Raw genomic sequence first — 24,635 nt, 5'->3', positions numbered from 1 at the left:
GCACCGGGCCTGGGTTTGAAGATCATGCGCTACCGGGCGCGTATCCTCGGCGGCGAAGTTCGATTCGAGCGCGGCGCGCCGGAGCACCCGGCGGCAGAGGCCCGGCCCGGCACGCGTATCGTTTGTGAATGTCCGCTCGAACCCGCGGCCGACGTCGCCAAGGCGCGTCGCCCGCGCCGTCGTGCGAGCTGAAAAGTCTATTTGAGGAGTTGATGCAATGAGCGTTGGGCCTTCTTTGTTCAAGCCGGCACACAAGCCCGCGGGTGTGTCCAAGGACCAGAAGCGCCGCGTGCTGATCGTTGACGACCACCCCATCGTCCGACAGGGATTGCGGCGGCTGATCGAAGCGGAGTCGGATCTGGAAGTGTGCGGCGAGGCCGAAACGGCGCGCGAAGCCAAATCCATGATCCGCGAACAGGAACCGGATGCGGTCATCGTCGACGTATCGCTCAAGCAGGGTGACGGCCTGGAGCTGGTGAAAGACGCGCGCGCTCATTATCCGGCGCTGCCGCTGCTGGTGCTGTCGATGCACGACGAAGCGATCTACGCCGAGCGCATGCTGTCGGCGGGCGCAAACGGTTACATCATGAAACAGGCGGCGTCGGATCAGTTCCTGATCGCGCTCCGTCGCGTGCTCGACGGCGGCATCTACGTGAGCGAAGCGGTCGGCAACAGCATGATCGAGAAATTCGCTTCGGGTGGGGCGTATATCTCCTCCAACCCGGTCGACAGTCTCACCAATCGCGAGCTGCAGGTGTTGCACATGATCGGTAAAGGCCTGTCGACGCGGCAGACCGCCGAGGCGCTCAACTTGAGCGTCAAGACTGTCGAATCCCATCGCCAACGCATCAAGCGCAAGCTGTCGCTGCGCACTTCCGCGCAGCTGATGCAGTACGCGGTCAACTGGTATGCAGGGAGGGAGCCGGGCGCGAAGCCGTAACGCGGCCTCGACGCCACGCAGGCTATGAACTCACTGCAAGGACTGCTCAGCGGGAATCTCGTCACCCTGGCCGTGGGCTTCGCCCTCGGCCTGGTGCCGGCCATTCTTTCGCTGGTCCTGTTACAACAGCTGCGCAGCCGGTTGCGACGCCGGCACGCTCAGCTCACCGCCGCCAATCGACGCAATCAATCCATCGTCGAAGGCTCGGGTGAGGGCGTGCTCGAGCTCGACAACGTCGGCCACGTTCGCTACGCCAATCCAGCGGCGGCGAAGATGCTCGGCTACGAGACCGAAGAGCTCGCCGGGCTCGACTATCGAGTGCTCATCAATACGCAGGAAGACGGCGACTCGCGCACCGATCCGGTCCGTCGCGTGCGTTACACCACTGACATCATGCGCGGCGTCGGCGCGTTGCTCCGGAAAAAGAACGGCACGTTCCGCCCCGTCGAATACAAGATCCTGCCGGTCACCGAAGAAGGCGCCTCGGTCGGCACCGTGCTGGTGTTTCGTGATATCGGCGAGCGCGTGCGGCTCGACAACCTGCTCAAGGACATGCAGGCCACCGCCAAGATCGGCGGCTGGGAATACGACGTCAACAGCAAACAATTGCATTGGACCGAAGCGCTGTACGCGATTCACGATCTGCCGGTCGGTCATCTCATCGACATGGCGAGGCATCACGCCTTCTTCGATCCCGAAGATCGGGTGAAGCTGCAAGGCGCGGAACGCATGGCGCTGGAAGCGGGCCTGCCGTCCGATCTGCTGTTACGCATGACCAGCGCGCGCGGTCGGCAGCTCTGGGTAAGAAACATGATCAAGGCCGAGCGGCGCGGTGGGAATACCGTGCGTCTGCACGGCACGATTCAGGACGTGACGGATCTGGTCAGCGCGGAACGCAAGCTGCGCGAGACGCGCGACTTCTTCGAGCTGACGTTGAACGCCGTGCCGACGCCGGTGACCTACGTGAACTCCAACATGATCGTCACGTATGTGAACCGGGCGCTGGAGGAGTGGTATGCGCTGCCTGCCGACGCGGTGCTCGGACGGCCGCTTCGCGACAGCATCGGCAGCGAACGATTCGACGAGCTCGAGCCGCTCATCAAACGTGTCATGGGCGGCGAGTTCGTGCGCGTCACCCACAACGGTGTCCGCAACGGGCGGCCGCGTGAGTGGCAGAATCACTTCGTGCCGCAGCTCGGCCCGAACGGCGAAGTGCTGGGCTTCTTCTCCATTGTCTACGACCTCACCGAGCAGAAGCGCCTCGAAGCGCGCCTCATGCAGGCGCAGAAGATGGAAGCCATCGGCCAGCTCACCGGCGGCATCGCGCACGACTTCAACAATTTGCTCGGCGTGGTGATCGGCAACTTGCAGCTGCTCGATCGCAGCGTGGCCGAGACTCCGACGCTGGCAAGGAAAGTTCACACCGCCATGCGCGCCGCCGCGCGCGGCGCCGATCTGACGCGTCGTCTGCTCGCGTTCGCGCGTCGGCAGATCCTGGCGCCGGCAGTGCTCGACTTGAATCGTCAGCTGTCCGGCCTGAGCGAACTGGTCCAGCGTACGATCGGTGAGTCCATCGAAGTGCGTATGATCCAGGCGCATGATCTGTGGCACACCAGCGCCGATCCGGGCCAGTTCGAGAACGCGATCTTGAATCTCGCCATCAACGCGCGCGACGCCATGCCGCAGGGTGGCCGCCTCACGGTGCGCACTCAGAACGTCACACTCGACGCCAAGTTCTGCAACGACTATCCATCGATCGAGCCCGGCGATTTCGTCGCCATCAGCGTCAACGACAACGGCGTCGGCATGGACGCGGAAGTGTTGAAGCGCGTGTTCGAGCCGTTCTTCACCACCAAGGAATCCGGCAAGGGCAGCGGCCTGGGCCTGGCCATGGTGCACAGCTTCGCCGAGCAGGCGGGCGGCATTGCCACCATCGACAGCACGGTAGGCGCGGGCACGACGGTGACCATCTACCTGCCGCGTTCCAAAGAGGAACAATCGGAGCGCGAAGACACGATCGTCACGCGCGTCGCTCCGGGCGGCACCGAGACCATTCTGGTGGTCGAGGACGACGCGGATCTGCGCGACACCGTCGTGACTGCACTGAGCCAGCTTGGCTATCGCGCGCTGGCCGCCGCCAATGGCGCGGCAGCGGTGCGCATCCTTTCCGGACCGGAGCGCATCGATCTGCTGTTCACCGACGTGATGATGCCTGGCGGCATGCTCGGCCCGGCGCTGGCCAAGCGCGCGCGCGAATTGCGTCCGGACATCGATGTGCTCTTTACTACCGGCTATGCCGACAACGCCGTGCTCGCCGGCACCGCCGGACTCACGGCATCCGATGTAATCCATAAACCCTATCGCAACGAAGATCTGGCTATGCGTATCCGCCATGTCCTCGATAGGGAGGCCCGTGTCGCCTGAGCATTCCAACAAGCTGCTGGTCATCGACGATCAGCCCGACCTCTGCGAGTTCATCTCGGAGGCCGCCGCCGGTTTGGGTTTCGAGTCCAAGGGAGTGACCGATCCGGAGGCGTTCCGGCGCGCCGTGCAGGAATTTCAGCCCACGGTGGTGGTGCTCGATTTGCAGATGCCGGGCGCGGACGGCATCGAGCTGCTGCGGTACCTGGGCGAGCGCGGCAGCAAGGCGCAGATTCTGGTCGCGAGCGGCATGGATCAGCGCGTGCTGGCCACTGCTCAACAGATCGGCAAGGCGCATGGCTTGCAGATGCTCGGCGCGCTTCAGAAGCCGATCCTCCTCGCGGATCTCGAAGCGACGTTGCGCCAGACGTTGCGCAGTGACACGCCGATCAGCGCCGCGGCGCTGACGGCCGCGCTCGATAAGCGCGAGATCATCGTTCATTACCAGCCCAAGGCGACGCGGCTCGCGCCCAATCGATGGATCGTCGAAGGCGTGGAAGCGCTGGCCCGCTGGAATCATCCGACCTTGGGCTTTGTCTCGCCGGTGCGCTTCATTCCGCTGGCGGAGAAGAATGGGCTGATTCGTCGTTTGACGGAGCAGGTGCTGGAGACGGCGCTCTCCCAGTGCCGGGCGTGGGACGCCGTTGGCCTGCAACTGTCGGTGGCGATCAATCTTTCGCCGCAACTGTTGAACGATCTGGCGTTCCCCGACCAGGTTGCCCGCATGGCCGCGCAGGTCGGCGCGGATGCCCGTCGCATCATTTTCGAAGTGACCGAAAGCGCGGCCATGTTCGATCCGGGCACGACCATGGACGTGCTGACCCGCATGCGGGTGAAGAACTTCGGCCTGTCCATCGACGACTTCGGCACCGGCTACTCGTCCCTCAAGCAGCTGTACCTGATGCCTTTCAGCGAGTTGAAGATCGACACCTCGTTCGTGCGCGACGTGTTCGCTCACGAAGACGCCCGTACGATGGTGGAAACCATGGTGCTGCTCGCCCACAAGCTGCGCCTCACCGCCTGCGCCGAAGGCGTGGAGTCTCAGGAAGTTCTCGATTTCCTCGACTCGGTCGGCTGCGATCGAGCCCAGGGCTACTTCATCGGCCGCCCCATGGCCGGCACGGCTCTGGAGATCGCCGTGCGTGAGTGGAATAGTAAGCAGAAGTAAATTACGAAGACCCTCGGCTGGACCCGTTCAGGTCAACTGCCATCCTTAAACGTCCCTGCCCCACGCCGCTTCCTACATTCTGACAAAAATCTATTACTGTTAAGCCCTTATCGGGTCATCATTGACCCGCCCCCGGCTTTAAACCTTCTCCCGGGGGCCCGCATCGAACTCCACAAAGGCGGACGTAACAACGCGAACGGAGCGGAAGAGGGGCGAACTTGCAATACGGCGCTGGCGCCAATGACCCGGTCCCGGTAGCGGACCCTCTGCTCTCCGACGCGAGCCTGGTAACGGCTGCCCGGGGTGGCGATATGCGCGCGTTCGAGCGCCTGTATCGCACCCACAGCGGCAAGGTGATGGGCCTGTGCCTGCGGATGACGCGGCGGCGGGACGTGGCGGAGGATTGCGTGCAACAGACATTCATCAGAGCGTGGCGGAACCTGCAGGCCTTCGAGGGCCGCAGCGCCTTCGGCACCTGGCTGCATCGAATCGCAGTCAACGAGGTGCTGAGCCATGGTCGCAATCACGGCACGCGTTCCGAATCGAACGACGACGCCATCGAGAATGCTCTGGCCGAGCCTGGCGAGAGCAGCAAAGAACACGACGCCGGCGAAGTGATGGACGTGGAGCGTGCGCTCGCGACCTTGCCGGAGGGCGCACGTCACGTCGTGGTCCTGCAGGCCGTGTACGGTTACAGCCACGAAGAATGCGCCGAGATGCTCGGCATCGCAGTCGGAACCTGCAAGGCTCAACTGCATCGCGGACGACGTTTGCTCCGCGAACGCATGGGCCTCGAGGCGGAGGCGGACGATGAGTGACCAACGCCACAAAGACGATCCATTGAGCCAGATGCTGGCCTCGCTACCGCGCGAAGTGCCGCCGGAGCGCGATCTTTGGCAGGGCATTCAGGCCGAAATCACCAAGACCCCGATCGTCACCGACGCCGCGCCGGTCGTGCATTTCGCATCGACGCGCTGGTTTCAGATCGCCGCGGGGTTGCTTCTCGTGCTCGCGACATCTTTCACCACGTTTGTGGTTACGCGGCAGTCGATGGAAAAAGACGCCGCCATGCAAATGGCTCAACAGCAGCAGCAACAACAGCAGCAGGTGCCGATGGCGGCCCCGCCGTTGAATGCGATGCCGGCGAGCTTCGGGCCCGAAGCATTGGGCGCCGATTACATGAAGGCCCGTTCGGATCTGAATCAGCGCTTTCAGGAGCGCGTGAAAACGCTGCCGCCGTCGACCCGCGCCAAGCTGGAACGCAATCTCGCCGATCTGCGCCATGCCGCGGACGAGATTTCCAAGACGCTGTCCGAGAATCCTTCCGATCCGCTGCTGCAGGATCTGTTGATGTCCACTTATCAGCGAGAGCTGCAGCTGCTCGCCGACGTTAGCGAAATGCCGTTGAGCAATCCCGTGAGGACCGACCTATGAAAGCTCCTGTGTCAGCGGCCGTGCAGGCGGTCCTGTCGATGGCCGTGCTGATGACCACACAGCACGCCGGGGCCGAACAGATTTCCAAGACCCAGCCGGCGGATGCGCGCGGCGAAGTGGAAATCGTGAATGTCGCAGGCTCGGTCGAGGTCTCGACCTGGGACCGATCCGAAGTGCAGATCGACGCCGATCTCGGCAGCAACGTCGAGCGCCTCGATTTCCGCAAGGACGGCTCGCGAACGTACATCAAAGTTGTGCTGCCTCGAATGAGCTCAGGCGGCGGCGCCGCCGACCTGGTCGTGAAGATCCCACGCGACAGCGGTTTGATCGTCAACACGGTGAGCGCCGAGCAAATCATCAAGGGCGTGCGCGGCGCACAGCGGCTGCAGGCCGTGAGCGGCGGCATCGAAACCGAGTTCGGCCCCGGCGATCTCGAGTTGAAAACCGTCAGCGGCAGCGTCATCGCCCGTGGCCTGGACGGCAAGGGCCTGGTGCGCGCCACCACGGTCAGCGGCGATCTGGAAATCACCAAGGCTGGCCCCGAGCTGGATTTGAACACCGTGACCGGCGACATGAACGTGACGCTCGACCGGCTCGATCGAGGCCGCATCAAAACTACGAATGGCGATCTGGATCTGACCACCGCGCTCGGCGACGACGCGCGGCTGGAAGCCGAGGCCATCAACGGCGACCTGCGTTTTCATCTGCGGGGCGAGATCGACGCCGAGTTCGATATTGAAACTTTCAATGGCGACATCGACAACTGCTTCGGTCCCGAGCCCCGCCGCAGCCGCGAATACGGTCCGGGCAACGAGCTGCGTTTCTCGCAAGGCAAGGGCGGCGCGCGCGTTCATATCAAGACGCTCAATGGCACGGTGATGGTGTGTAAGCGTTAATCCTGCAACGCCCACGATGGCCCTCGATGGATTGTGACGCTGTTCGCACTGCCTCCGAGGCCGTTTCGGGCGCGATGATTCGGCAACAGTGATCGCGGTCTCGAATCGAAAGTAACAACGCGAACCCTCGTACATATCCGCTCGGGGGTCACCGCAAATGTGATTGAGTGCCGGCCTTGCGCTTTGCGGCTGAACCCCGCAGCGGGTACGATCCGACGCGATGTCCCCGACCCCTCCCGTCAACTCGCCCGCACAAGCCGCCTGGCGAATTTTGCTCGTGGACGATGAGCCCACGCAGCGGCTGATCATGGCGCGGCTGCTCAAGCGGGGCGGTTACGAGGTGGAGATGGCGGCCAACGGCCGCGAAGCGCTCGCCAAGCTCGAGCAGGGCGATTTCCCGCTGATGATCACCGATTGGGAAATGCCCGAAATGGACGGCGTGGCGCTGTGCCGGGCGCTGCGCCAGAAGGAGCAAGGGTACACCTACACCATCCTGCTCACATCGCGCGACGCCATCGAGCATCTGGTGGCCGGCCTGCAGTCGGGTGCCGACGATTACCTGATCAAACCGGTGGTCGAGCCCGAGCTGATCGCCCGGCTCAACACGGGCCGCCGCATCGTCACGCTGGAGCGCTCGCTGCGCGCCGCGAACGAAGAGAATCGCCGGCTGTCGATCACCGATCCGCTCACGGGCGTCCACAACCGACGCTATCTCATGGAACAGCTGCCACGCGAGATCGATCGCGCGGCCCGCTACGGGCGGCAGCTGGCGGCCATCATGTGCGACGTCGACTTCTTCAAGAAGATCAACGATACGCATGGGCACCTGACCGGCGACGAAGTGCTCAAATGGTTTGCCCAGGCGCTCAAGAGCGGCGTGCGCACCAGCGACTGGATCGCGCGCTATGGCGGCGAAGAATTTGTGATCGTGCTGCCGGAGACCAATGTCGGCAACGCCGCCACCGCAGCCGAACATTTACGCAGGCACATCATCGAGCAGCCGTTCAAGGCGGGCGACCAGGAGTTCAGGGTATCGGCCAGCTTCGGCGTTTCCGGATGGCGGGACAAAGTGCCGCAGGGGGCGACGCTCGACAGCCTGATGGCGCGCTGTGATTCCGGCGTCTACGCCAGTAAAGCCGGCGGCCGCAATCGCATCACCACCGAAAGCCTGGACTGATCGCTCAGCCGGCCTTCGCCGTCAGCGGCGGCGCGTACCGATTCAAGAAATCCTTCGCGCGTTCCAGCTCCATGGCCAGCTGCTCCACCATCTCGACGAGGCGGGGCTGATCCAGGCTCGACGCCTGCGCTTCCAACGAATGTGACAAATCGCGCAACGGCTCGGCGTGAATATTCGCGCTCGCGCCTTTCAGCTTGTGCGCGATCCGGCTCAGGCGGATGCGATCCAGCCCGTCCAGCGCGGCGCGTGCTTCCGCCATCACTTCTTCGCCGCTGGCGATGAAAGTCTCCACTAGCTCGCGGGTGAATTCCGGATCGCCCTCGGTGAGCTCGTTGAGCCGGGACAGATTCACCGGCACATTGTTCCCTTGACTCGAATGGATCATTTCTCCCTCTTCGGCGCGAATCCGCAGGCCGAACTTGGTCAGAATTTCGTGCAGCCGCGGAATCTCCAGCGGCTTGGTCAGAAATGCATCCATGCCCGCTTCCATGCAACGCTCCAGCTGGCTCGCCATCGCGTTCGCCGTCAGCGCGACGATGGGCACGTTGGCCCGGCCGTCGCCGGTTTCCCGCTCGCGAATGCGCAGCGCCGCCGTGAGGCCGTCCATCACCGGCATCTGCAGGTCCATCAACACCAGATCGAACGCTGTTTCTTCGCAGGCGCGCACCGCTTCGACGCCGTTGTCGGCGACGCGCACCGTGCAGCCCATGCGTTCCAGGAAGCGCACCGCGACCTTTTGATTGACGGGATTGTCCTCGACCAGCAGCACCGTGCCGCGATACGCCTTCGACAACTGCGTCGCGAGCGTGTTGCGAGTGACGATGGGCTGGCTTTGCATGTGCCACTGCTTCGAATCGTGAGCCAGAATGCAGTCCAGGCATTCGAGCAGCTCGCGCGCCCGAATTGGCTTTGTGAGATACGCCGCGAAGCCCAGCGACGCGAAACGATGAATGTCGCCGTGACCGTCCACCGAGGTGAGCATCACCAGGCGCGCTTGTGACAATTGCGGATCGGCGTTGACGCGTTCGCCCAAGGTCGCGCCGTCCATGTCGTGCATGCGATGGTCCGCGAGGACCACCTCAAAGGGATGCGCGTCGACCGCCGCCGTATGGAGCAGGCTCATCGCTTCGATGCCGCCGGAAGCCAGGCTGACTTCGAAACCGGCATGCATGAGCTGGCCCGCCAGGACGCGACGATTGGTTTCGTTGTCATCCACCACCAGCACGCGCCGGCCCACTCGATCGAGCTTTAGCGACGCAGCCGGTGTCGCGGCCTGCGCTGCCGCCGCGAGCGGCAAGGTGAACCAGAAGACCGAGCCCTTGTTGATCTCGCTCTGCGCGCCAACATCGCCACCCATCATCTGCACCAACCGGCGCACGATGGACAACCCAAGACCCGTGCCGCCGAAGTGACGTGTGGTCGAGGAATCCGCCTGCACGAAAGGTTGGAACAGGTTCTGCAGCGTACCGGGCGCGATGCCGATGCCGGTGTCGCGGATTTCAAAGCGCGAGCGCTGCGTGCCGTCGCGCAGGTTGGCGCTGCTGACTTCGATGACGATCTCGCCTTCCCGAGTGAACTTGATGGCGTTGCTCACCAGGTTGATCAGGCACTGGCGGATCCGCTGCGGGTCGCCTACGACGCGATCCGGCACGTCCGGATGGATGTGCACCACCAGCTCCAGATTCTTCGCGGCGGCCTGGAACGCCAGCATCACCGCGACTTCTTCCACGATGTTGCGCAGGTCCAGCTCGAGCGCTTCGATATCCAGCTTGCCGGCCTCGATCTTGGAAAAATCCAGGATGTCGTTGATCACGATCAGCAGCGAGTCGGCGCTGGAACGGATGGTTTCGGCGTAGTCGCGCTGGGTGCGGTTGAGCGGGCTTTCCATCAGCAGGCCCGTCATGCCGATGATGCCGTTCATCGGCGTGCGGATCTCGTGACTGACGTTGGCGAGAAACTCGCTCTTGGCGCGATTGGCGCTTTCCGCCGCTTCGGTGGCGCGCAACAGCGCTTCGCGCGCCGAGCGAGCTTCCGTGACATCTTGCAACGATCCGGACAAGCGCAACGGCCGACCTTGCGCATCGCGCTCCGCCGTCGCGCGGGCGCGATACCAACGATATTCGCCGGTGCGCGTGCGCAAACGAATTTCAACGTCGTACGGCAAACGTTCCTGGAAGTGCACACGCGTGGCCGCGGCCACCGCGCCGGCGTCGTCGGGATGCAGAAACTCCTTCAGGAAATTGCAGCCCGGCGGCAACTCGTCGTGCCGATAGCCCAACAGCTCCGCGACGCGCGGCGAGTGCCAGGATGCGCCATCGGCATCCATTTCCCACAGACCATCCTGGGTGCCGTGAATGGCGCGCTCCAGGCGCTGCTGAGTTAGTCTCAAGGCATCTTCGGCGAGCTTCTGTTCGTGCGCATCCTGAATGGAGCCCGCGACCGAGACCGCACGACCCTGCTCGTCGCGCTCGGCCATGCCGCGATGGCGGAACCAGCGATACTCGCCGCTCTTCATTCTGAGCCGGATCACGGTATCGAACGGCGTGTTCTCGTCGATGTGACGTTGTAACTTCTCGCGCGCCGCGACCAGGTCGTCCGGGTGCACGCGCTCGCCGCCAGAGCCTGGCCCCGTGGGCAGTTCGCCATCCTCATAGTCGAGCAGCGCGTGATAGCTCGACGAGTACCACATGCGCTCGGTCAGCAGGTCCTTTTCCCAATGACCTTCGGAGCTGGACAGCGAAGCGCGTTCCAGTCGCCGTTCCACATCGCGCAACATCTGCGCCTGCTGCTGTAAGCGCTCGGCCGCTTCGATCTCCTTGGTGATATCCCAGGAGACGCCGAGCAGGTGCACGTTGCCGTTCGCGCTTCGGAGCAGGCGTGCGTGGGTCTGCATGGTCAGCAGCCGACCGCTGACCCCTTGAATGCGATAGCGATAGGAGATGCGTTCCTCACCAGTCGCTCGCGCCTGATCGAAACGCGCCTGGATCATGGCGCGGTCGTCTGGCTGTAACTTTTCCAAATAGCTGGCGAGGGACGGGTTCGGTGTGTCGCCGAAGATCTCGCGATACGGATTGTCGATCCACACAAAGCGGCCCGCCTGCGTGTCGATTTCCCAGCAGCTGATGCCGGCAGCTTCGGTGGCAATGTTCAGAGCGCGCTCGAGCTCGCCTGGAGCCCGCGAGGAGCGGCGCGAACGCTCATAGGCCCACAACGCTCCGGCGCCCGAGAGGGCGCCAAGCGCGATGCTGGCCAGATGCGTCACGAGCTCAACCATCGATTACGCGCGTCCGATTGCCGTCCACACGAGCAGCAGAACATCACCTGTATCGGCAGGCGACAAGGAAGACTGCCTATCCCATCGGATTTTCAGGGATGGCCTTAAGAGCGGCGCGGCGTGGGCCGCCGCCACTGTGAACTGGTTCTCGTACTGCATGCGCCGGCCGTTTGGACTCGTTTCACGGTGCGGCTGTTAGAATCCGCGGCACGTGTGAAATCGCTCACAGTGCGAATCGAGGACCAGACATGCGGGCACTGAAAATCGCCGGGATCGTCGTAGGCAGCATCGTTGCGCTGATCGTGTTGGCGCTGCTGGCGGTGCTGTTGTTCGTCGACCCGAACGACTATCGCGACGACATCGAGCGCATCGTGGAGAGCAAGACCGGCCGGCAGCTGACGCTGAGCGGCGATTTGAATCTGACCGTGTTCCCGTGGCTGGCGCTCGAGGCGGGCCCGGCCAGCCTGGGCGAGGCGCCTGGCTTCGGCGACGAACCGTTCGTTTCCATTCAGGAAGCGCGGGTCGGGGTGCGCCTGTTGCCGTTGATCCGTGGCAAGGTCGAGGTTGGCGATGTTCGGCTGGCCGGCGCGCGCATTCGGCTCATCACCGATGAGTCCGGCCGTAACAATTGGGCCGATCTCGGCGAGCAGAAGGAAGAGACGCAGCCCGCGCCCGCGGACGAGAAGTCCATGGAAGTGCCCACCGTCGCCGGCCTGGAAATCGAAGATGCCGCGGTGACGATCGAGAATCGCCAGGAAAAGAGCCGGCAGGTGGTGCGTGACTTCAACCTGAAGACCGGCCGGTTGGCTTCCGGCGAGCCCTTCGAGTTGACCACCGACTTCGTGCTCGATCAGGAGCCGTCGCTGTCCGCGAAAGTGCGCCTTGCCACCACGGTCACTGCGGATCTCGAAGCCAATGCCCACCAGCTCGCCAAGCCCGAGATCGATATCACGCTGACCGGCCAGGGTTATCCGCAGGAAGGCATCCCCGTGGCGATCCGCGCCAACATGTTGACCGCCGATGTGGGCAAGGAGCTGTACCGGCTCGAAGCGTTGAATGTGAAGACCACGTGGAAGGGCGAAGGATTCCCGGCCGCCGGCGTGCCCGTGACGCTGCAAGCAAAAGACTTCAACGCCAATCTGGCTGCGCAGACCATGGAGCTGTCGGGCCTCGACATGGATCTGGCCGGCGGCCATCTCACTGGCGCGCTCACCGGCAAAGAGATCCTGGATGCGCCGGCGCTGACTGGTCCGCTGAAGCTCGATCAAGTGTCCCTGCGCGAGTGGGCGCCCAAGCTCGGCGTGGCCTTGCCTGCGACCACCGATCCGAAAGTGTTCGAGAAGCTCAGCTTCGCCGGCACCGTCGCCATGACCAAGACCTCCGCCGAGGTTGGCAACATCGTTCTGGTGTTCGATGACACGACGGCCAAGGGCATGCTCGGCGTGGCCGACTTCGACGCCAAGGCGCTGCGTTTCGATTTGAGCGTCGATCGCATCAACGCGGATCGTTATCTGCCCCCGCCGAGCGAGCAGCCGGCGGCTAAGCCCGCAGCCGACGAACCGCCGACACCGATTCCGGTGGAAACGTTGCGTAACTTGAATGCTCGCGGTCAGTTGCAGGTCGGTGAAGCGATCTTCGCCGGCATCAAGTTCACGAAGCTGCGCCTGGGCGTGAACGCCCGCGACGGCAAAGTGCGCTTCAATCCTTCGGAAGCGTCGATGTACGGCGGCAACTACAGCGGCGATATCGGCATCGACGCCACGACCGACGTGGCTCGCGTGACGCTCGACGAGCACATCAGCGGCGTCGACTTCGCGCCGCTGTTCAAGGACTTTTTCGAGACCGACCGCGTGTCCGGCAAGGGCAACGCCAACATCAAGCTGGCCGGCTCGGGCAAGAACACCGACGACATCGTGAAGACGCTCACCGGCAACATCGATTTCAAGGTGGCTGACGGTGCGTTGGAAGGCACCGACCTCTGGTATGAAATCCGCCGCGCCCGCGCTGTCTTGAAACAGCAGGCCGTGCCTGAGCGCAGCGTTCCTGTGCGCACGCCGTTCACCGCGTTGACCGGCACCGGTGTGATGAAGAACGGGGTGCTGTCGAACAACGACCTGAACGTGGCCATGCAATACCTGAAGGTCACCGGGCAGGGTACGGTCGATGTGCCGGCCAGCACGCTGGACTATAAGCTGCTGGCCACGGTGATGAAGATTCCGCGCGAGGGCGCCGACGCCGCCCAGGTGCAGGATCTGGTCGACGCCGAGATCCCGGTGAAGATCACCGGGGCGCTGACCGACCCGAAGGTGCGCCCGGACCTGGAGGGCTATCTGAAGAACGAGGTCAAGCAGCGCGTCGACAAGGAAAAGGACAAGCTGGAGGAGAAGGTCAAGGAGAAGCTCGGCGACAAGCTCAAGGATTTATTCAATCGCTGAGCGGGCAACGAAACCAAAGCCATCCGGCGGGCGACTAAGGAGTAGTGGATCCCTTGTCCCTCTTCATGCGCCGCCGGATGCCAGTTCCGATGTTCCATCAGCATGTCGTGCTCGCCGTGGCGGCGCTGTTATCGGCGCCGGCCGCGGGCGCCTTCACCATCGAGCACAGCGAAGCCCGCTATGCTGACAAGCACTTTCGTTACGAACTGGTGGTGACGCTCGACGCGCCCATCGATCGCGTCGACGAGGTGCTGCGCAATTACGCCGATTACCCCTCGCTCAACAGCCGCATTCTGAGCGCCAAAGTTCTGGAGCGGCCGGAGCCGGATGTCGTGACGCTGGAGACCACGGTCGAAGTTTGTTTCGGCTGGTTCTGCCGCGACGTGACCCGGGTCGAGCGGGTACAGGAGTCGAAGTACACGCTGCTGGCGGTCGCCGATCCCGAGCGCAGCGATGTGAGATTCAGCGAAACGCGCAGCGAGCTGAGCCCGGCGCACCACGGCGCCACCCGGGTGAAGTACGTGACCAACGTCGTGCCGGGTTTCTGGGTGCCGGCCGTCGGCGGCAGGCGCATGATGCTGAAGATGCTGGAGACCGAGACCAGCGATCTGTTCATGAGCGTGGAAGAGAAGGCGCAGCAGCCGAAGCCGACGCCGCCCTGATGCGGGGAAATCGCGTCCGGCGCTGTTTCCGCGGCCGTGGCATCATGTCGCCGTGGCGGCATCGATTACCAACCAATTAACTCTCACTGCGGCGGATGCCGCGCGTCCCGGCACTGGCACGTCTGCGTTCGCTGGCGAAAAGTTCGCCACCGCGCTGCTGGCCTGGTTCGATACTCACGGCCGCAAACATCTCCCTTGGCAGCAGCAGATCACGCCGTATCGGGTGTGGATCTCGGAAATCATGCTGCAACAGACGCAGGTGGCCACGGTCATTCCGTACTACGAGCGCTTCATGCAGCAGTTCCAAGATGTGCGCGCACTGGCCGCGGCCGAAGATGACGAAGTCCTGCATCTATGGACCGGCCTGGGTTATTACGCCCGTGCACGCAATCTGCTCAAAGCGGCGCGGCTCATTGTGTCCGAACACGGCGGAGAGTTTCCGGACAATATCGACGCCGTGCAGGAGCTGCCCGGCATCGGGCGCTCGACCGCGGGCGCCATCCTCGCCATCTCGAAGGCGCAGCGTCATCCCATTCTCGATGGCAACGTCAAACGGGTACTCACGCGATGTTTCGGTATCCAGGGCTTTCCTGGCGAGACGGCGATCGAGCGCGAGTTGTGGGCACTCGCGGACACATGCACGCCGGCGCAACGCGTCGCGCACTACACGCAAGCCATCATGGATTTAGGCGCGACGGTCTGCGTTCGATCGCGGCCGTTATGCGTGGTTTGTCCCATGCACGAGCATTGCGTCGCTCGACGCGAAGGCATGCAGGCCGTGCTGCCGACTCCCAAGCCGCGCAAGGACCGTCCGGAACGCACGGCTTACGCAGCGATCCTTCGACGAGCGGACGGCGCGGTGTTACTGGAGCGCCGACCGCCTGTGGGCATCTGGGGCGGACTGTGGACCTTTCCTCAGTTCGATGCCCATGACGATGCGCTGGCCTGGATGGAACAACACACGGGTGAGGCATCGCTGACAACCCAGCCGTTGCCGCCCTACTTACATTCGTTCACTCACTTCGATCTCACTCTGCAACCCATCCTGGTCCACAATGCGCACGACCGGTCGGCCATCGCGGACACCGACCGCTATTACTGGTACGACGTGAAGCAGCCGGCGAAGATCGGGTTGGCCAAGCCTGCCGTGGATCTGATCCGCAGCTTGGCCGATACTGCCTCGGATTGATTCAGTCGGAGTCCATATGGCGAGAATGGTGAAGTGCGTGTTGCTGGGAGTCGAAGCCGAAGGGCTCGACTACGCACCCTATCCCGGCGAGCTGGGGCAGCGCATTTACGAGAATGTTTCCAAGGAGGCGTGGCAGCGCTGGCTGAAACACCAGACCATGCTGCTCAACGAATATCGCCTCACACCCATCGAGCCCAAGGCGCGCAAGTTCCTGGTCGCCGAGATGGAAAAGTTCTTTTTCGGCGGCGGCTCGGACAAGCCGGCGGAGTTCGTGCCTGAAGAGCAGAAATGACCGGCTGCCGTTCAGCCCGCCTTGCGTTGCCACTGCGAGTCCAGCAACGCGCGCAAATGTTCCGACACGCGTTCGTACTCGGCCGAGATCATCTTCAGCTCTTCGCTCCAGTCGTTGCGGCCGCCGCCCCGGGCGCGGGTTTCCACGTCCGCCGACAGCAGCCCCAGCCGATCCACGTGCATGTTGTTCGCTGCGCCTTTGAGCTTGTGCGCGGCTCGGGCCAGTTGATCCAGATCGTGTCGGTGCGCGGCGGCGCGCATTTCCAGAATCGCTTCTTCCGCGCCCATGATGAATGCGCCCACCAGCTCGGCGGCGAACTCGGTGTCGTCGCCAGCAATGTCACGTAGCCGCGCCTTGACCGCGTTGTCCAGATCGCGGCCCATGGGCGCGACGACTGTCGGCTCCATGTCCGACGAGACGGCGCCCATGAATCGATCGAGCACATCCTGGAGTCGCGAGATGTCGAGCGGCTTGGTGAGATAGTCGTCCATGCCCGCTTCGAGGCAGCGCTCCAGCGTGCCCATCATGGCGTTGGCCGTCAGCGCGACGATGGGCGTGCGACGGCCTTCGCCTTCGATCTGGCGGATGCGCTGCGTGGCTTCCAGGCCGTCCATGACCGGCATCTGCATGTCCATGAGAATGAAGCCATAGCTGTTGCGCTCGTACGTTTCGACCGCCTGCTTGCCGTCGCCAACGACGTGCACTTCGCAGCCCAGGCGCTCCAGGAAACGACGGGCCACGCGCTGGTTGATGGCGTTGTCCTCCACCAGCAGCACCCGGCCCGAATAGATGCGTTTCACTTCGTTCGCGACCAGCGTGCCGCGCGTGATGATGGGCTGGCTGTGCATGTGCCAGTCCTCCGCCTCGCGTGACAGAGCGCGATTCAAACAATCGAGCAGCTCGCGGGTTCTCACTGGCTTGGTGAGATACGCAGAGAAACCGATGTCCGCGAAGCGCTGCATGTCGCCGGAGCGATCCAGCGAGGTGAGCAACATCAAGCGGGTCGGCGGAATGTCGCGCGCCTTCATGATCTGCTCGCCGAGCATGGCGCCGTCCATGTCGGGCATTTGATAGTCCAGCACGACTGCATCGAACGCGCCGCGGCCTGATCGCAGAACTCCGAGCGCTTCGTGCGCGTGGGACGCTGTCACCACTTCGTAGCCCGCGTGCACCATCTGGCTCGACAACACGCGACGATTCGTGTCGTTGTCGTCGACCAGCAGAATGCGACGGCCTTCGTGAGCAGCGTGCCGCCGCGGCTCGAAATCCAGCATGCCCGCCGGTTCTTCCACCGGCAGAGTGAACCAGAAGGTCGAGCCCTTGCCGACTTCGCTCTGCGCGCCGGTCTGGCCGCCCATCATTTCAACGAGCTTACGTACGATGGACAGGCCGAGGCCGGTGCCGCCGAAGCGACGCGTGGTCGAGGAGTCCGCCTGAATGAACGGCTGAAACAACTTGTCCAGCGATTCGCGTGGAATGCCGATGCCGGTGTCCCGCACTTCGAAGTGCAGCAGCGCGCGGCCGCTCTGGCGTCCGAGCAAACAAACTTCCAGCACGACTTCGCCGCTCTGAGTGAACTTGATCGCGTTGCCCACCAGGTTGAGCAGACATTGGCGGATGCGCTGCGGATCGCCGAGCACGCGCTCCGGCACTTCGGGTCTGACGTTGACCACCAGCTCCAGGCTCTTGGCTGCGGCCTGGAACGCCATGATGGAGCCCACGTCGTCGACGTTGGTGCGCAGGTCGAGCTCGATGTCCTCAATGTCCAGCTTGCCGGCTTCGATCTTGGAGAAGTCGAGGATGTCGTTGAGGATCGTCAGCAGGGAATCGGCGCTGGCGCGGATGGTTTCGGCGTAGTCCCGCTGCACGCGATCGAGACCAGTGTCCAGCAACAGGCCCGTCATGCCGATGATGCCGTTCATCGGCGTGCGGATTTCGTGGCTCATCGTGGCCAGGAACGTGCTCTTCGCGCGGCTCGCTTCTTCGGCTTCCGCCGTCGCGCGTTCCATCGCCACTCGCGCGGCGCGCTCCTGCGTGATGTCGTGAATCGAGCCAGCCAACCAGAGCGGACGATCGTCCTCGTCGCGCTCTGCCGTGGCGCGCGACCGCACCCATAACCAATCACCGTCCTTCTTGCGCAGGCGATACTCGATGTCGTACGGCACGCGCTTTTGCAAATGATCGCTCATCGCCTTGCCGACGATGGCGCCGTCGTCGGGATGCACGAAGGCCTCCGGGCGGCCCTCTTCGTTGCTCTCGGTGCCGTCGTAGCCGAGCATCAGGCGGAACTGCGGCGAATGCCAGATCTCGCCGGTCATCAGGTTGAATTCGAACAGCGCGTCCTGCGTGCCGGACACGGCGCGCTGGAAACGTTCCTGCCCTTCTTTGATCTCGGTGGCCTGGCGGGAAATTTCTTCCTTGGAGTGCTCTTCCTTGGTCACGTCCCAGTCGATGCCGAGCACGCTGATCGCGTATCCCTGTTGGTTGCGCAGAATGCTGGCGTGGAACTGGATGTGGCGGGTGTGGCCCTCGGCGTCGATCAAGCGATAGCGGTGCGCGAGTGAATTCTTGTCGCCGCGAATCGCCGCGCGAAACATTTCGTGCCAGGCGGCTTGCTCGTCCGGATGCACGAACTTGCGGGCGAACTCCGTGCCCTTGAGGATGCGTACGCCGCCGCAACGCCTGATCATTGGGCAGCCTTCGTCGATGACCAGCGAGTCTTCCGTGATGTTCCATTCCCACACCGACAGGCCGGCGGACTCGTTCGCCATGCGCATGCGGTCGATCATCCGACGATTGTTACTTTCAGCGGCTTCGGCGCGTTCCAGTGCGGTGCGCAGCTCGGCCGTCTCGTTGCGAGAGCGCATTGCTTCGGCGAGCGCCAATGTTTCAGCCTGAGATTTACGCAGGTTGGCCGCGCCGAAGAACGCGGTGACGAAGATTGCAAACACCGCGACTGCGTGGCTCTCGAGGTAAGCCCACCAGCCGCCGTGATAGGGCGAGATGATCGGCGACACGAGCAGGCACACCGCACTCACGAAACCGATGACGCTGACATGCCAGTGACGGCTCGAAGAGAGCGCCAGCATCACGGCCAGCACGTAGCCGATGCCGATGGCGGAATCCATTACATTGGCCAGGTCGGCCGCGAATACCACGGCGCAGATCGCGAACAGCCAGGGCAACCGATTGCGACGAGGCGGCGCGCCGTCGAGGCCCTTCATCAGGATGCGCCGGCGCTGATCTTCGGGTAGCGCGATCAGATTACGCAGGTAGAAGCGCAGACCGAACACGCCCAACAGCAACAACCCGACCAGGATGTAACCGAGAGCGCTGGACGACAGATACGACTGACCGAAGAAACGTTGAATGGTCGCCTGCTCGCGCTCCATGGTCAGATCGATCAACAGCGCGCCGCCGGCTCGATCCGGCACGCCGTAGAACAGATGCGGCGTTCCGGCCAGGTCCTGGAAATGAAGATACGGCTGCGCGGCGTTCTTGCGCAGGGCTGCGATTGCGTCAGCCGCAACAGCGTCGGCTGGTGCGGCCTGGCCCTTGCTCAATGCGCCAGGAAAATGACGGGCGTTGAACGCCGGGTTGAACGTATCCAGCGTCTGTCCCGGCGCGCGATGGGCCAGCAGGGCCTCGGTGAGCGCATAAGCCTTGGTGACGGCCACCTCGGCGCCAATGTTCTTCGCCACCACCTGCTTCTGCTGCAGGAACGGGGCGCCCGCGATCGACAGCACCAATACCAGCACCAGTATGGCGACGACCGAGCTCTGTCCTGCAATGACGGCGAGTAGGTTTCTCGATTGTTTCATCGCCACTCCAGGCGATCTTCCTCCCAAGGCGCGCAGTACATGCAGTGGGAACAATTGCGGCAAGTACGAACGTCGCGTTATGACCGACAGTCACATCCAGGATGTGGATTTGTGACGCGACTCGCACTCCACGCTGCCTCCGGCGAGACCCTTTCGGGCCAGAAGACCCACCCCCTAACCCCCTCCCGTGGCCGGGAGGGGGAACCAGATTTTTAATATTTGTGCTCGCCTGCGGCGAGCCGGCCGGGATATGCCACTCACGTTGATGCGTCGTTCGAGGTCACCTCGGACGGCGCGAACCACCGACGCGTCTTCCTCTGAAGCTCGCCGCAGGCGAAAAAAATAAAATTTGAAGTTCCCCTCCCGTGCACGGGAGGGGGTAGGGGGTGGGTCTTCAGGCCAAAACGGAGAGTCCGGTTACTTCGCCAGGAAATCCGTCGTGAGAGACAGCATGGCGCGAATGCCGGTCAGCATTCCTGACTCGTCCAGATAGAACAGCGGCGAGTGGTTGAAAGGCACGGCGGACGGGTCTTTGTCGGGCGGCGTGATGCCCACCCAGAAATACAGCGACGGCATCTGCGTGCCGAAAAACGAGAAATCGTCCGCCACCGTTTGCAGCCCGATCAATTTCACCTTCTCTTTACCCACCAGCTGCTCGAACAACGGCAGAGCGCGATTGGTGAGATCGGCATCGTTGATGACCGGCGGCAACGACACTTCCGGTCGCATCTTCAATTCGGCTTTCGCGCCGCTCGCTTCGGCGATGTTGCTGGCGGTGGTCTGCATGCGTTTGACGATGTCCTCTCGCATGCCGCGATCGAACGTGCGGATGGTGCCGATCATTTCCACCGAGTCTGGAATGATGTTGAAACGGATGCCGCCTTTGATCGCGCCCACGGTGATCACCGCTGGCACCTGAGTGATATCGATCTGACGCGAGACGATGGTCTGCAGTCCAGTGATGATCTGGCCCGACACCGTGATGGGATCGATGCCCGCCCACGGCCGCGAGCCGTGAGTTTGCGAGCCGGTGACGACGATCGAGAACGCGTCGGAGCCGGCCATCAGCGGACCGGGTTTGTAACCGATGACGCCGCTGTTCAACGAGGCCATGACGTGCAGGCCGATCATCGCGTCCGGCTTGGCGATATTGAACAGGCCTTGTTCCATCATCAGCAGTGCGCCGCCGCGCTCGCCGTCCGGCGGGCCTTCCTCGGCTGGTTGGAACACGAACAGCACCTGGCCGGCCAACGAGTCCTTCATCTTCACCAGCGCCTCGGCCACGCCCAGCAGAATCGCGACGTGCGCGTCATGGCCGCACGCGTGCATGACGCCGACTTTCTCGCCCCGGAACTCGGTGGTGACCTTGGACTTGAACGGCACATCGGTCTGCTCGGTGACCGGCAGCGCGTCCATGTCGGCGCGCAGCGCGAGGGTGCGGCCGGGCTTGCCGCCCTTCAGTAGTGCAGCGACGCCGGTGATACCGATGCCGGTCTTCACTTCCAGGCCCATCGCTTTCAATCGTTTCGCGATGAACTCCGCCGTTTTGGTTTCGCGATTGCTGAGCTCGGGATTGGCGTGGAGGTGGCGGCGCCATTCGATCACATGCGGCTCGACCGCCTTGGCCGCGGCGTCCACCGACGCCACGTCGGCATCGGCCAGCACGGGCATCGAGAGCGCCAGCGCGCCGCCGGCGAGAATGGATCGGATTTTTTTATTGCGGTCGGAACGATGCATGCGGACCTCCGTTGAGCTCGGAGCAGTGTACAAGCCCGGCCAGGAGGGTGGTATTTTTCCGGCATGCGCGTCCTTGCCCTCAATTGTGGCAGCTCTTCGGTCAAAAGCGCCCTGCTCGATACGTCGAGCGGCCGGCGCCTGCAAGAAGTGCACGCCGAGAATGTCGGGTCGGATCTAGATTCCGCGGTCGATCTTTTGCTCGCGCCCTACCGAGCGGATCAGGGTGCGATAGAAGCCGTCGCGCATCGCATCGTTCACGGTGGCGAGAAGTTCGTCGAGCCGGTGCGCCTGGACGATGCCGTGCTCGCCGAGATCGAGCAGCTGAGTCACCTGGCTCCTCTGCACAATCCACCCGCGCTGGCGGCCATTCAGCATGCACGGGCGGCGCTGCCGGGTCTTCCTCACTTCGCGGTGTTCGATACCGCCTTTCATTCGACGCTTCCGGATCATGCGCGCGAGTACGCACTGCCAGCCGACGTGCGGCGGCGTTATGGAATCCGGCGCTTCGGCTTTCATGGCATCAATCACAGCCACGTCGCTCGCAGTGTCGCGGCGCATCTGGAGATCGACCCGCAGAAGCTTCGCATCATCTCGTGCCATCTCGGCAATGGCGCGAGCGTGACGGCGATAGAGCAGGGCCGCAGCGTCGACACCAGCATGGGCATGACGCCGCTCGAAGGCTTGGTGATGGGCACGCGCGCCGGCGACGTCGATCCGGGCGTGCTCCTGCAGCTCCAGCGCTCCGATGATCTCGACGCTGATGAGCTGGACGATCTTCTTAACAAGCGTTCGGGTTTGAAGGGCCTGACGGGAACGAACGACATGCGCGAGATCGAGCAGCGCGCGAACGCGGGCGATCAGGATTGCGTGCTCGCCATCGACATGTATGTCCATCGCGTCCGGAAATACATCGGCGCGTACGCCGTCGCGATGGGCGGCGTCGACGTAATCGCATTCACGGCCGGCGTCGGCGAGCATAGCGCGCTGATACGCCGGCGTTGTCTGGAGCGACTCGAATTCATCTGCGCCGTGCTCGATCCGACACGCAACGATAGTGCGAAGCTCAGCACCGAACATCCGATAGCGAATCTCGGCGCACCCAGCTCGCGAGTTCACCTACTCGCCGTGCGCGCCGACGAAGAATTGGCAATGGCGCGCGCCGCTGCGAGCGCGCTCGGCAAATAATCAATTTCCTAACACGGCGCTCGCGTTGACGACGGCTTTTACGAGCTGCTGACTCGTTACGATGTGGCAGCTTCGCCCAGCGTCGTCGCCTTCAGCCAATCGATCACTCTGAGCAGCGCCTGCAAGCTCTCTTCGCCGGCGGCGCGGCTGTCGTTATAAATCTTCAGCTGCTGATGCGCGCTCGTGCCCTCGCTCAGGATCTTATCGATAGGCGCCAGCGCTTCGGCGCAATCGAACCGATCGATCTGCTCGGCGCAAGTGTTCATCAAATCGCGCACCACCTTCGCGACCGGCACGACTTCGTTCGTTGTTTCCAAAATGAACTCGGCCTTGACGCCATCGCGCTTCGCCCGCCAGCGGTTCTCGTCGATGAGCCGGCGCGTATGAGTGCTGCGCGCCTTGCCCATCTCTGGATTGGCCACTAACTTCGCCACCAAACAGCGATACAACGCCGCGATTGCAAGCGCATCCTCGAGCCGCGTGCACATATCGGCGATGCGCATTTCCAGTGTCGGAAAGCGCAGCGCCGGACGAATCGCCCACCACAGCTGACTGGAATCTCCAATCGCGCCGGCCGCCTGCATCCGATCCACGAAAGCCTGATAGTCCGCCTCATCGTGAAAGAAATCCGGAATACCGCTGCGTGGCCACTCGTCATAGAGCGCCTGGCGATAACTCAGCAGTCCGGTGACGCGGTGATTCCAGAACGGCGACGACGTGCTCAGCGCAAGAAACACGGGCAGCCAGTGCATCGCGCGGTTCATGACGTCAATGCGATCGATGGTTTCCGGAACGGCGACGTGAATGTGCAGCCCGCACACCAGATTGCGCTGAGTGACGATGCGAAAGTCCGCGATCAATCGGTCATATCGCCGCTTCTCCGTGATGAGCTGCTCCTGCCAGACACCCAGTGGGTGCGTGCTCGCGGCGACAAGCTGCAAGCCATGCCCAGCGACCACCTCGCTCAAAGAACGACGCGTGCGGGACATGATCTCGCGCGCTTCGTCATGGCTGCGCAGAATGGGTGACGCGATCTCGATCTGCGATTGCAGCAGCTCCGTAGTGACAACGTCGCCCAGCTTGCCGCGGGCGTCCTGCAGGAGCCGATCCAGCGCCGGCGAGCCGAGCGCTCCGGTAGTGGCATCGATCAGAAAGAATTCTTCTTCGATGCCGAACGAATGTTCGAACGAAGCCATGGCTACTGCGCAGGTAAGGGCGGGACCACGGGCGGCACGGTCTGCAGCCACCGTAGCACTTCGCTGACGCCGCCGAGTCGATGCTTCGCGCGAGTGGCGACCGCCTGCCCGACCCGAATCGACACGCCGCCCATGTCATTCACGACGGCGAACGCGTCTTCGTCGGTCACGTCGTCGCCGATGAACACCGGCTTGCGCCCGATGAAGGGCGGTTCCACCATGAACGACTCGATCGAGCTGCCCTTGGTCCACGCGCCAGGCCGCAGCTCGAGCACGCTCTTGCCGGCTTGCAGGGCGAAGGTGGGGCCGAGCTGTCTCAGCACGTCGTTCATGACGCGATAGACCTCGTCCTTCATTTCCGGTGCGCGTCGGAAGTGCATGGCGACCGCATAGTGCTTGTCTTCCAGCAGCAGGCCCTCGTGCCCGCGAACGAACTCGGCCAGCTGATTACGCACACGCGAGATGGTCGCCGCATCCACTTCGGGCCGCAGCACGTGGCCATCGGCGGTGCGACGCTCGCAGCCGTGAACGCCCGACGCTATGAACTGCAGCGGCGAGAACAGCTGATCGAGATTGGCCAGGCTACGGCCACTGACGAGCGCCAGCGCCCCATCGAGGCGCCAGCGGACATCTTCGAGTAATTGCTTGAGGGCGGGGGACACGTGCACTCCCTGCGGCGTCTCGGCAAGTTCCAGCAGCGTGCCGTCGACATCCAGGAATAGCGCCCACCCGTCCCTGCTGTGAAGGGCGGAATCCGGCATGAGTGGACCTTACGTGGCTTTGCCTTTCGGCTCAACTCGTCGCAAGT

The 24,635-nt window shown here is 63.3% G+C and carries 17 protein-coding genes and 1 pseudogene; 13 read left to right on the top strand and 5 right to left on the bottom strand.

All coding sequences use genetic code 11. From position 1 onward, the window contains the following. The 8 genes and pseudogenes from VGD45_RS15325 to VGD45_RS15290 all read left to right on the top strand — a co-directional run. Positions 1-192, top strand: a pseudogene (locus VGD45_RS15325) (hypothetical protein); the annotation flags it as partial. Positions 193-217: 25 nt separating this feature from the next. Continuing rightward, positions 218-940 (top strand): response regulator transcription factor, encoded by a 723-nt coding sequence (locus VGD45_RS15320; protein ID WP_331156195.1) that lies wholly within the window; start codon positions 218-220, stop codon positions 938-940. Between the two features lie 24 nt (positions 941-964). Next, on the top strand, positions 965-3,364 hold the full coding sequence (locus tag VGD45_RS15315) for a hybrid sensor histidine kinase/response regulator (RefSeq protein ID WP_331156194.1): 2,400 nt from the start codon (positions 965-967) through the stop codon (positions 3,362-3,364). Continuing rightward, on the top strand, positions 3,354-4,529 hold the full coding sequence (locus VGD45_RS15310; RefSeq protein WP_331156193.1) for an EAL domain-containing response regulator: 1,176 nt from the start codon (positions 3,354-3,356) through the stop codon (positions 4,527-4,529). The genes VGD45_RS15315 and VGD45_RS15310 overlap by 11 nt, the downstream gene beginning before the upstream one ends. A gap of 218 nt (positions 4,530-4,747) precedes the next feature. Next, the gene (locus VGD45_RS15305) at positions 4,748-5,347 is read left to right on the top strand and encodes an RNA polymerase sigma factor (protein ID WP_331156192.1); all 600 of its coding nucleotides are present in this window, start codon (positions 4,748-4,750) and stop codon (positions 5,345-5,347) included. Continuing rightward, entirely contained in the window at positions 5,340-5,963 is a 624-nt protein-coding gene (locus VGD45_RS15300; protein WP_331156191.1) for a hypothetical protein, read from the top strand. The genes VGD45_RS15305 and VGD45_RS15300 overlap by 8 nt, the downstream gene beginning before the upstream one ends. Beyond that, positions 5,960-6,859, top strand: coding sequence for a DUF4097 family beta strand repeat-containing protein (locus VGD45_RS15295; RefSeq protein WP_331156190.1), 900 nt, complete (start codon positions 5,960-5,962; stop codon positions 6,857-6,859). Before VGD45_RS15300 ends, VGD45_RS15295 begins: the two co-directional genes overlap by 4 nt. Positions 6,860-7,079: 220 nt before the next feature. Beyond that, entirely contained in the window at positions 7,080-8,036 is a 957-nt protein-coding gene (locus VGD45_RS15290; protein ID WP_331156189.1) for a diguanylate cyclase, read from the top strand. 4 nt (positions 8,037-8,040) lie between these two features. Here VGD45_RS15290 and VGD45_RS15285 read toward each other — a convergent pair whose 3' ends face one another. Further along, the gene (locus tag VGD45_RS15285) at positions 8,041-11,310 is read right to left on the bottom strand and encodes a hybrid sensor histidine kinase/response regulator (protein WP_331156188.1); all 3,270 of its coding nucleotides are present in this window, start codon (positions 11,308-11,310) and stop codon (positions 8,041-8,043) included. A 248-nt stretch (positions 11,311-11,558) separates the two neighbouring features. Here VGD45_RS15285 and VGD45_RS15280 point away from each other — a divergent pair, with 248 nt between their 5' ends. The 4 genes from VGD45_RS15280 to VGD45_RS15265 all read left to right on the top strand — a co-directional run bounded on the left by VGD45_RS15280 (position 11,559) and on the right by VGD45_RS15265 (position 15,888). Further along, entirely contained in the window at positions 11,559-13,745 is a 2,187-nt protein-coding gene (locus VGD45_RS15280) for an AsmA family protein (RefSeq protein WP_331156187.1), read from the top strand. Between the two features lie 89 nt (positions 13,746-13,834). Continuing rightward, positions 13,835-14,407 carry a hypothetical protein gene (locus VGD45_RS15275; protein ID WP_331156186.1) on the top strand — a complete coding sequence of 191 codons (573 nt, stop codon included), beginning with the start codon at positions 13,835-13,837 and terminating at the stop codon, positions 14,405-14,407. 52 nt (positions 14,408-14,459) lie between these two features. Then, positions 14,460-15,596 carry an A/G-specific adenine glycosylase gene (gene mutY, locus VGD45_RS15270; RefSeq protein WP_331156185.1) on the top strand — a complete coding sequence of 379 codons (1,137 nt, stop codon included), beginning with the start codon at positions 14,460-14,462 and terminating at the stop codon, positions 15,594-15,596. Positions 15,597-15,612: 16 nt separating this feature from the next. After that, the gene (locus VGD45_RS15265; protein ID WP_331156184.1) at positions 15,613-15,888 is read left to right on the top strand and encodes an oxidative damage protection protein; all 276 of its coding nucleotides are present in this window, start codon (positions 15,613-15,615) and stop codon (positions 15,886-15,888) included. A gap of 11 nt (positions 15,889-15,899) precedes the next feature. On the opposite strand, the gene VGD45_RS15260 is transcribed toward VGD45_RS15265, so the two are convergent. Both VGD45_RS15260 and VGD45_RS15255 read right to left on the bottom strand, forming a co-directional pair. After that, positions 15,900-19,709, bottom strand: coding sequence for a PAS domain-containing hybrid sensor histidine kinase/response regulator (locus tag VGD45_RS15260; protein WP_331156183.1), 3,810 nt, complete (start codon positions 19,707-19,709; stop codon positions 15,900-15,902). A 417-nt stretch (positions 19,710-20,126) separates the two neighbouring features. Further along, entirely contained in the window at positions 20,127-21,446 is a 1,320-nt protein-coding gene (locus VGD45_RS15255; RefSeq protein WP_331156182.1) for an amidohydrolase, read from the bottom strand. Between the two features lie 63 nt (positions 21,447-21,509). Here VGD45_RS15255 and VGD45_RS15250 point away from each other — a divergent pair, with 63 nt between their 5' ends. Continuing rightward, positions 21,510-22,631, top strand: coding sequence for an acetate/propionate family kinase (locus tag VGD45_RS15250; RefSeq protein ID WP_331156181.1), 1,122 nt, complete (start codon positions 21,510-21,512; stop codon positions 22,629-22,631). A gap of 56 nt (positions 22,632-22,687) precedes the next feature. Here the strand turns inward: VGD45_RS15250 and VGD45_RS15245 are convergent, their stop codons facing one another. Then, positions 22,688-23,827 carry a carboxylate-amine ligase gene (locus VGD45_RS15245; RefSeq protein ID WP_331156180.1) on the bottom strand — a complete coding sequence of 380 codons (1,140 nt, stop codon included), beginning with the start codon at positions 23,825-23,827 and terminating at the stop codon, positions 22,688-22,690. Positions 23,828-23,829: 2 nt separating this feature from the next. After that, the gene (otsB, locus tag VGD45_RS15240) at positions 23,830-24,588 is read right to left on the bottom strand and encodes a trehalose-phosphatase (protein WP_331156179.1); all 759 of its coding nucleotides are present in this window, start codon (positions 24,586-24,588) and stop codon (positions 23,830-23,832) included. Positions 24,589-24,635 lie beyond the last annotated feature (47 nt).

Origin of the sequence: Steroidobacter sp. (genome assembly GCF_036402275.1) — a bacterium.
GTDB lineage: Bacteria > Pseudomonadota > Gammaproteobacteria > Steroidobacterales > Steroidobacteraceae > Steroidobacter.
Note: the sequence above shows the minus strand (reverse complement) of the source record. Positions and strands in the feature narration are given on the sequence as shown.

What these genes read in the sequence shown, in the direction of transcription:
- VGD45_RS15320 (WP_331156195.1), top strand. Translation starts at nt 218, where the DNA reads ATGAGCGTTGGGCCTTCTTTGTTCAAGCCGGCACACAAGCCCGCGGGT.
- VGD45_RS15315 (WP_331156194.1), top strand. Translation starts at nt 965, where the DNA reads ATGAACTCACTGCAAGGACTGCTCAGCGGGAATCTCGTCACCCTGGCC.
- VGD45_RS15300 (WP_331156191.1), top strand. Translation starts at nt 5,340, where the DNA reads ATGAGTGACCAACGCCACAAAGACGATCCATTGAGCCAGATGCTGGCC.
- VGD45_RS15295 (WP_331156190.1), top strand. Translation starts at nt 5,960, where the DNA reads ATGAAAGCTCCTGTGTCAGCGGCCGTGCAGGCGGTCCTGTCGATGGCC.
- VGD45_RS15290 (WP_331156189.1), top strand. Translation starts at nt 7,080, where the DNA reads ATGTCCCCGACCCCTCCCGTCAACTCGCCCGCACAAGCCGCCTGGCGA.
- VGD45_RS15285 (WP_331156188.1), bottom strand. Translation starts at nt 11,310, where the DNA reads ATGGTTGAGCTCGTGACGCATCTGGCCAGCATCGCGCTTGGCGCCCTC.
- VGD45_RS15280 (WP_331156187.1), top strand. Translation starts at nt 11,559, where the DNA reads ATGCGGGCACTGAAAATCGCCGGGATCGTCGTAGGCAGCATCGTTGCG.
- VGD45_RS15275 (WP_331156186.1), top strand. Translation starts at nt 13,835, where the DNA reads ATGTTCCATCAGCATGTCGTGCTCGCCGTGGCGGCGCTGTTATCGGCG.
- VGD45_RS15265 (WP_331156184.1), top strand. Translation starts at nt 15,613, where the DNA reads ATGGCGAGAATGGTGAAGTGCGTGTTGCTGGGAGTCGAAGCCGAAGGG.
- VGD45_RS15260 (WP_331156183.1), bottom strand. Translation starts at nt 19,709, where the DNA reads ATGAAACAATCGAGAAACCTACTCGCCGTCATTGCAGGACAGAGCTCG.
- VGD45_RS15255 (WP_331156182.1), bottom strand. Translation starts at nt 21,446, where the DNA reads ATGCATCGTTCCGACCGCAATAAAAAAATCCGATCCATTCTCGCCGGC.
- VGD45_RS15250 (WP_331156181.1), top strand. Translation starts at nt 21,510, where the DNA reads ATGCGCGTCCTTGCCCTCAATTGTGGCAGCTCTTCGGTCAAAAGCGCC.
- VGD45_RS15245 (WP_331156180.1), bottom strand. Translation starts at nt 23,827, where the DNA reads ATGGCTTCGTTCGAACATTCGTTCGGCATCGAAGAAGAATTCTTTCTG.
- otsB (WP_331156179.1), bottom strand. Translation starts at nt 24,588, where the DNA reads ATGCCGGATTCCGCCCTTCACAGCAGGGACGGGTGGGCGCTATTCCTG.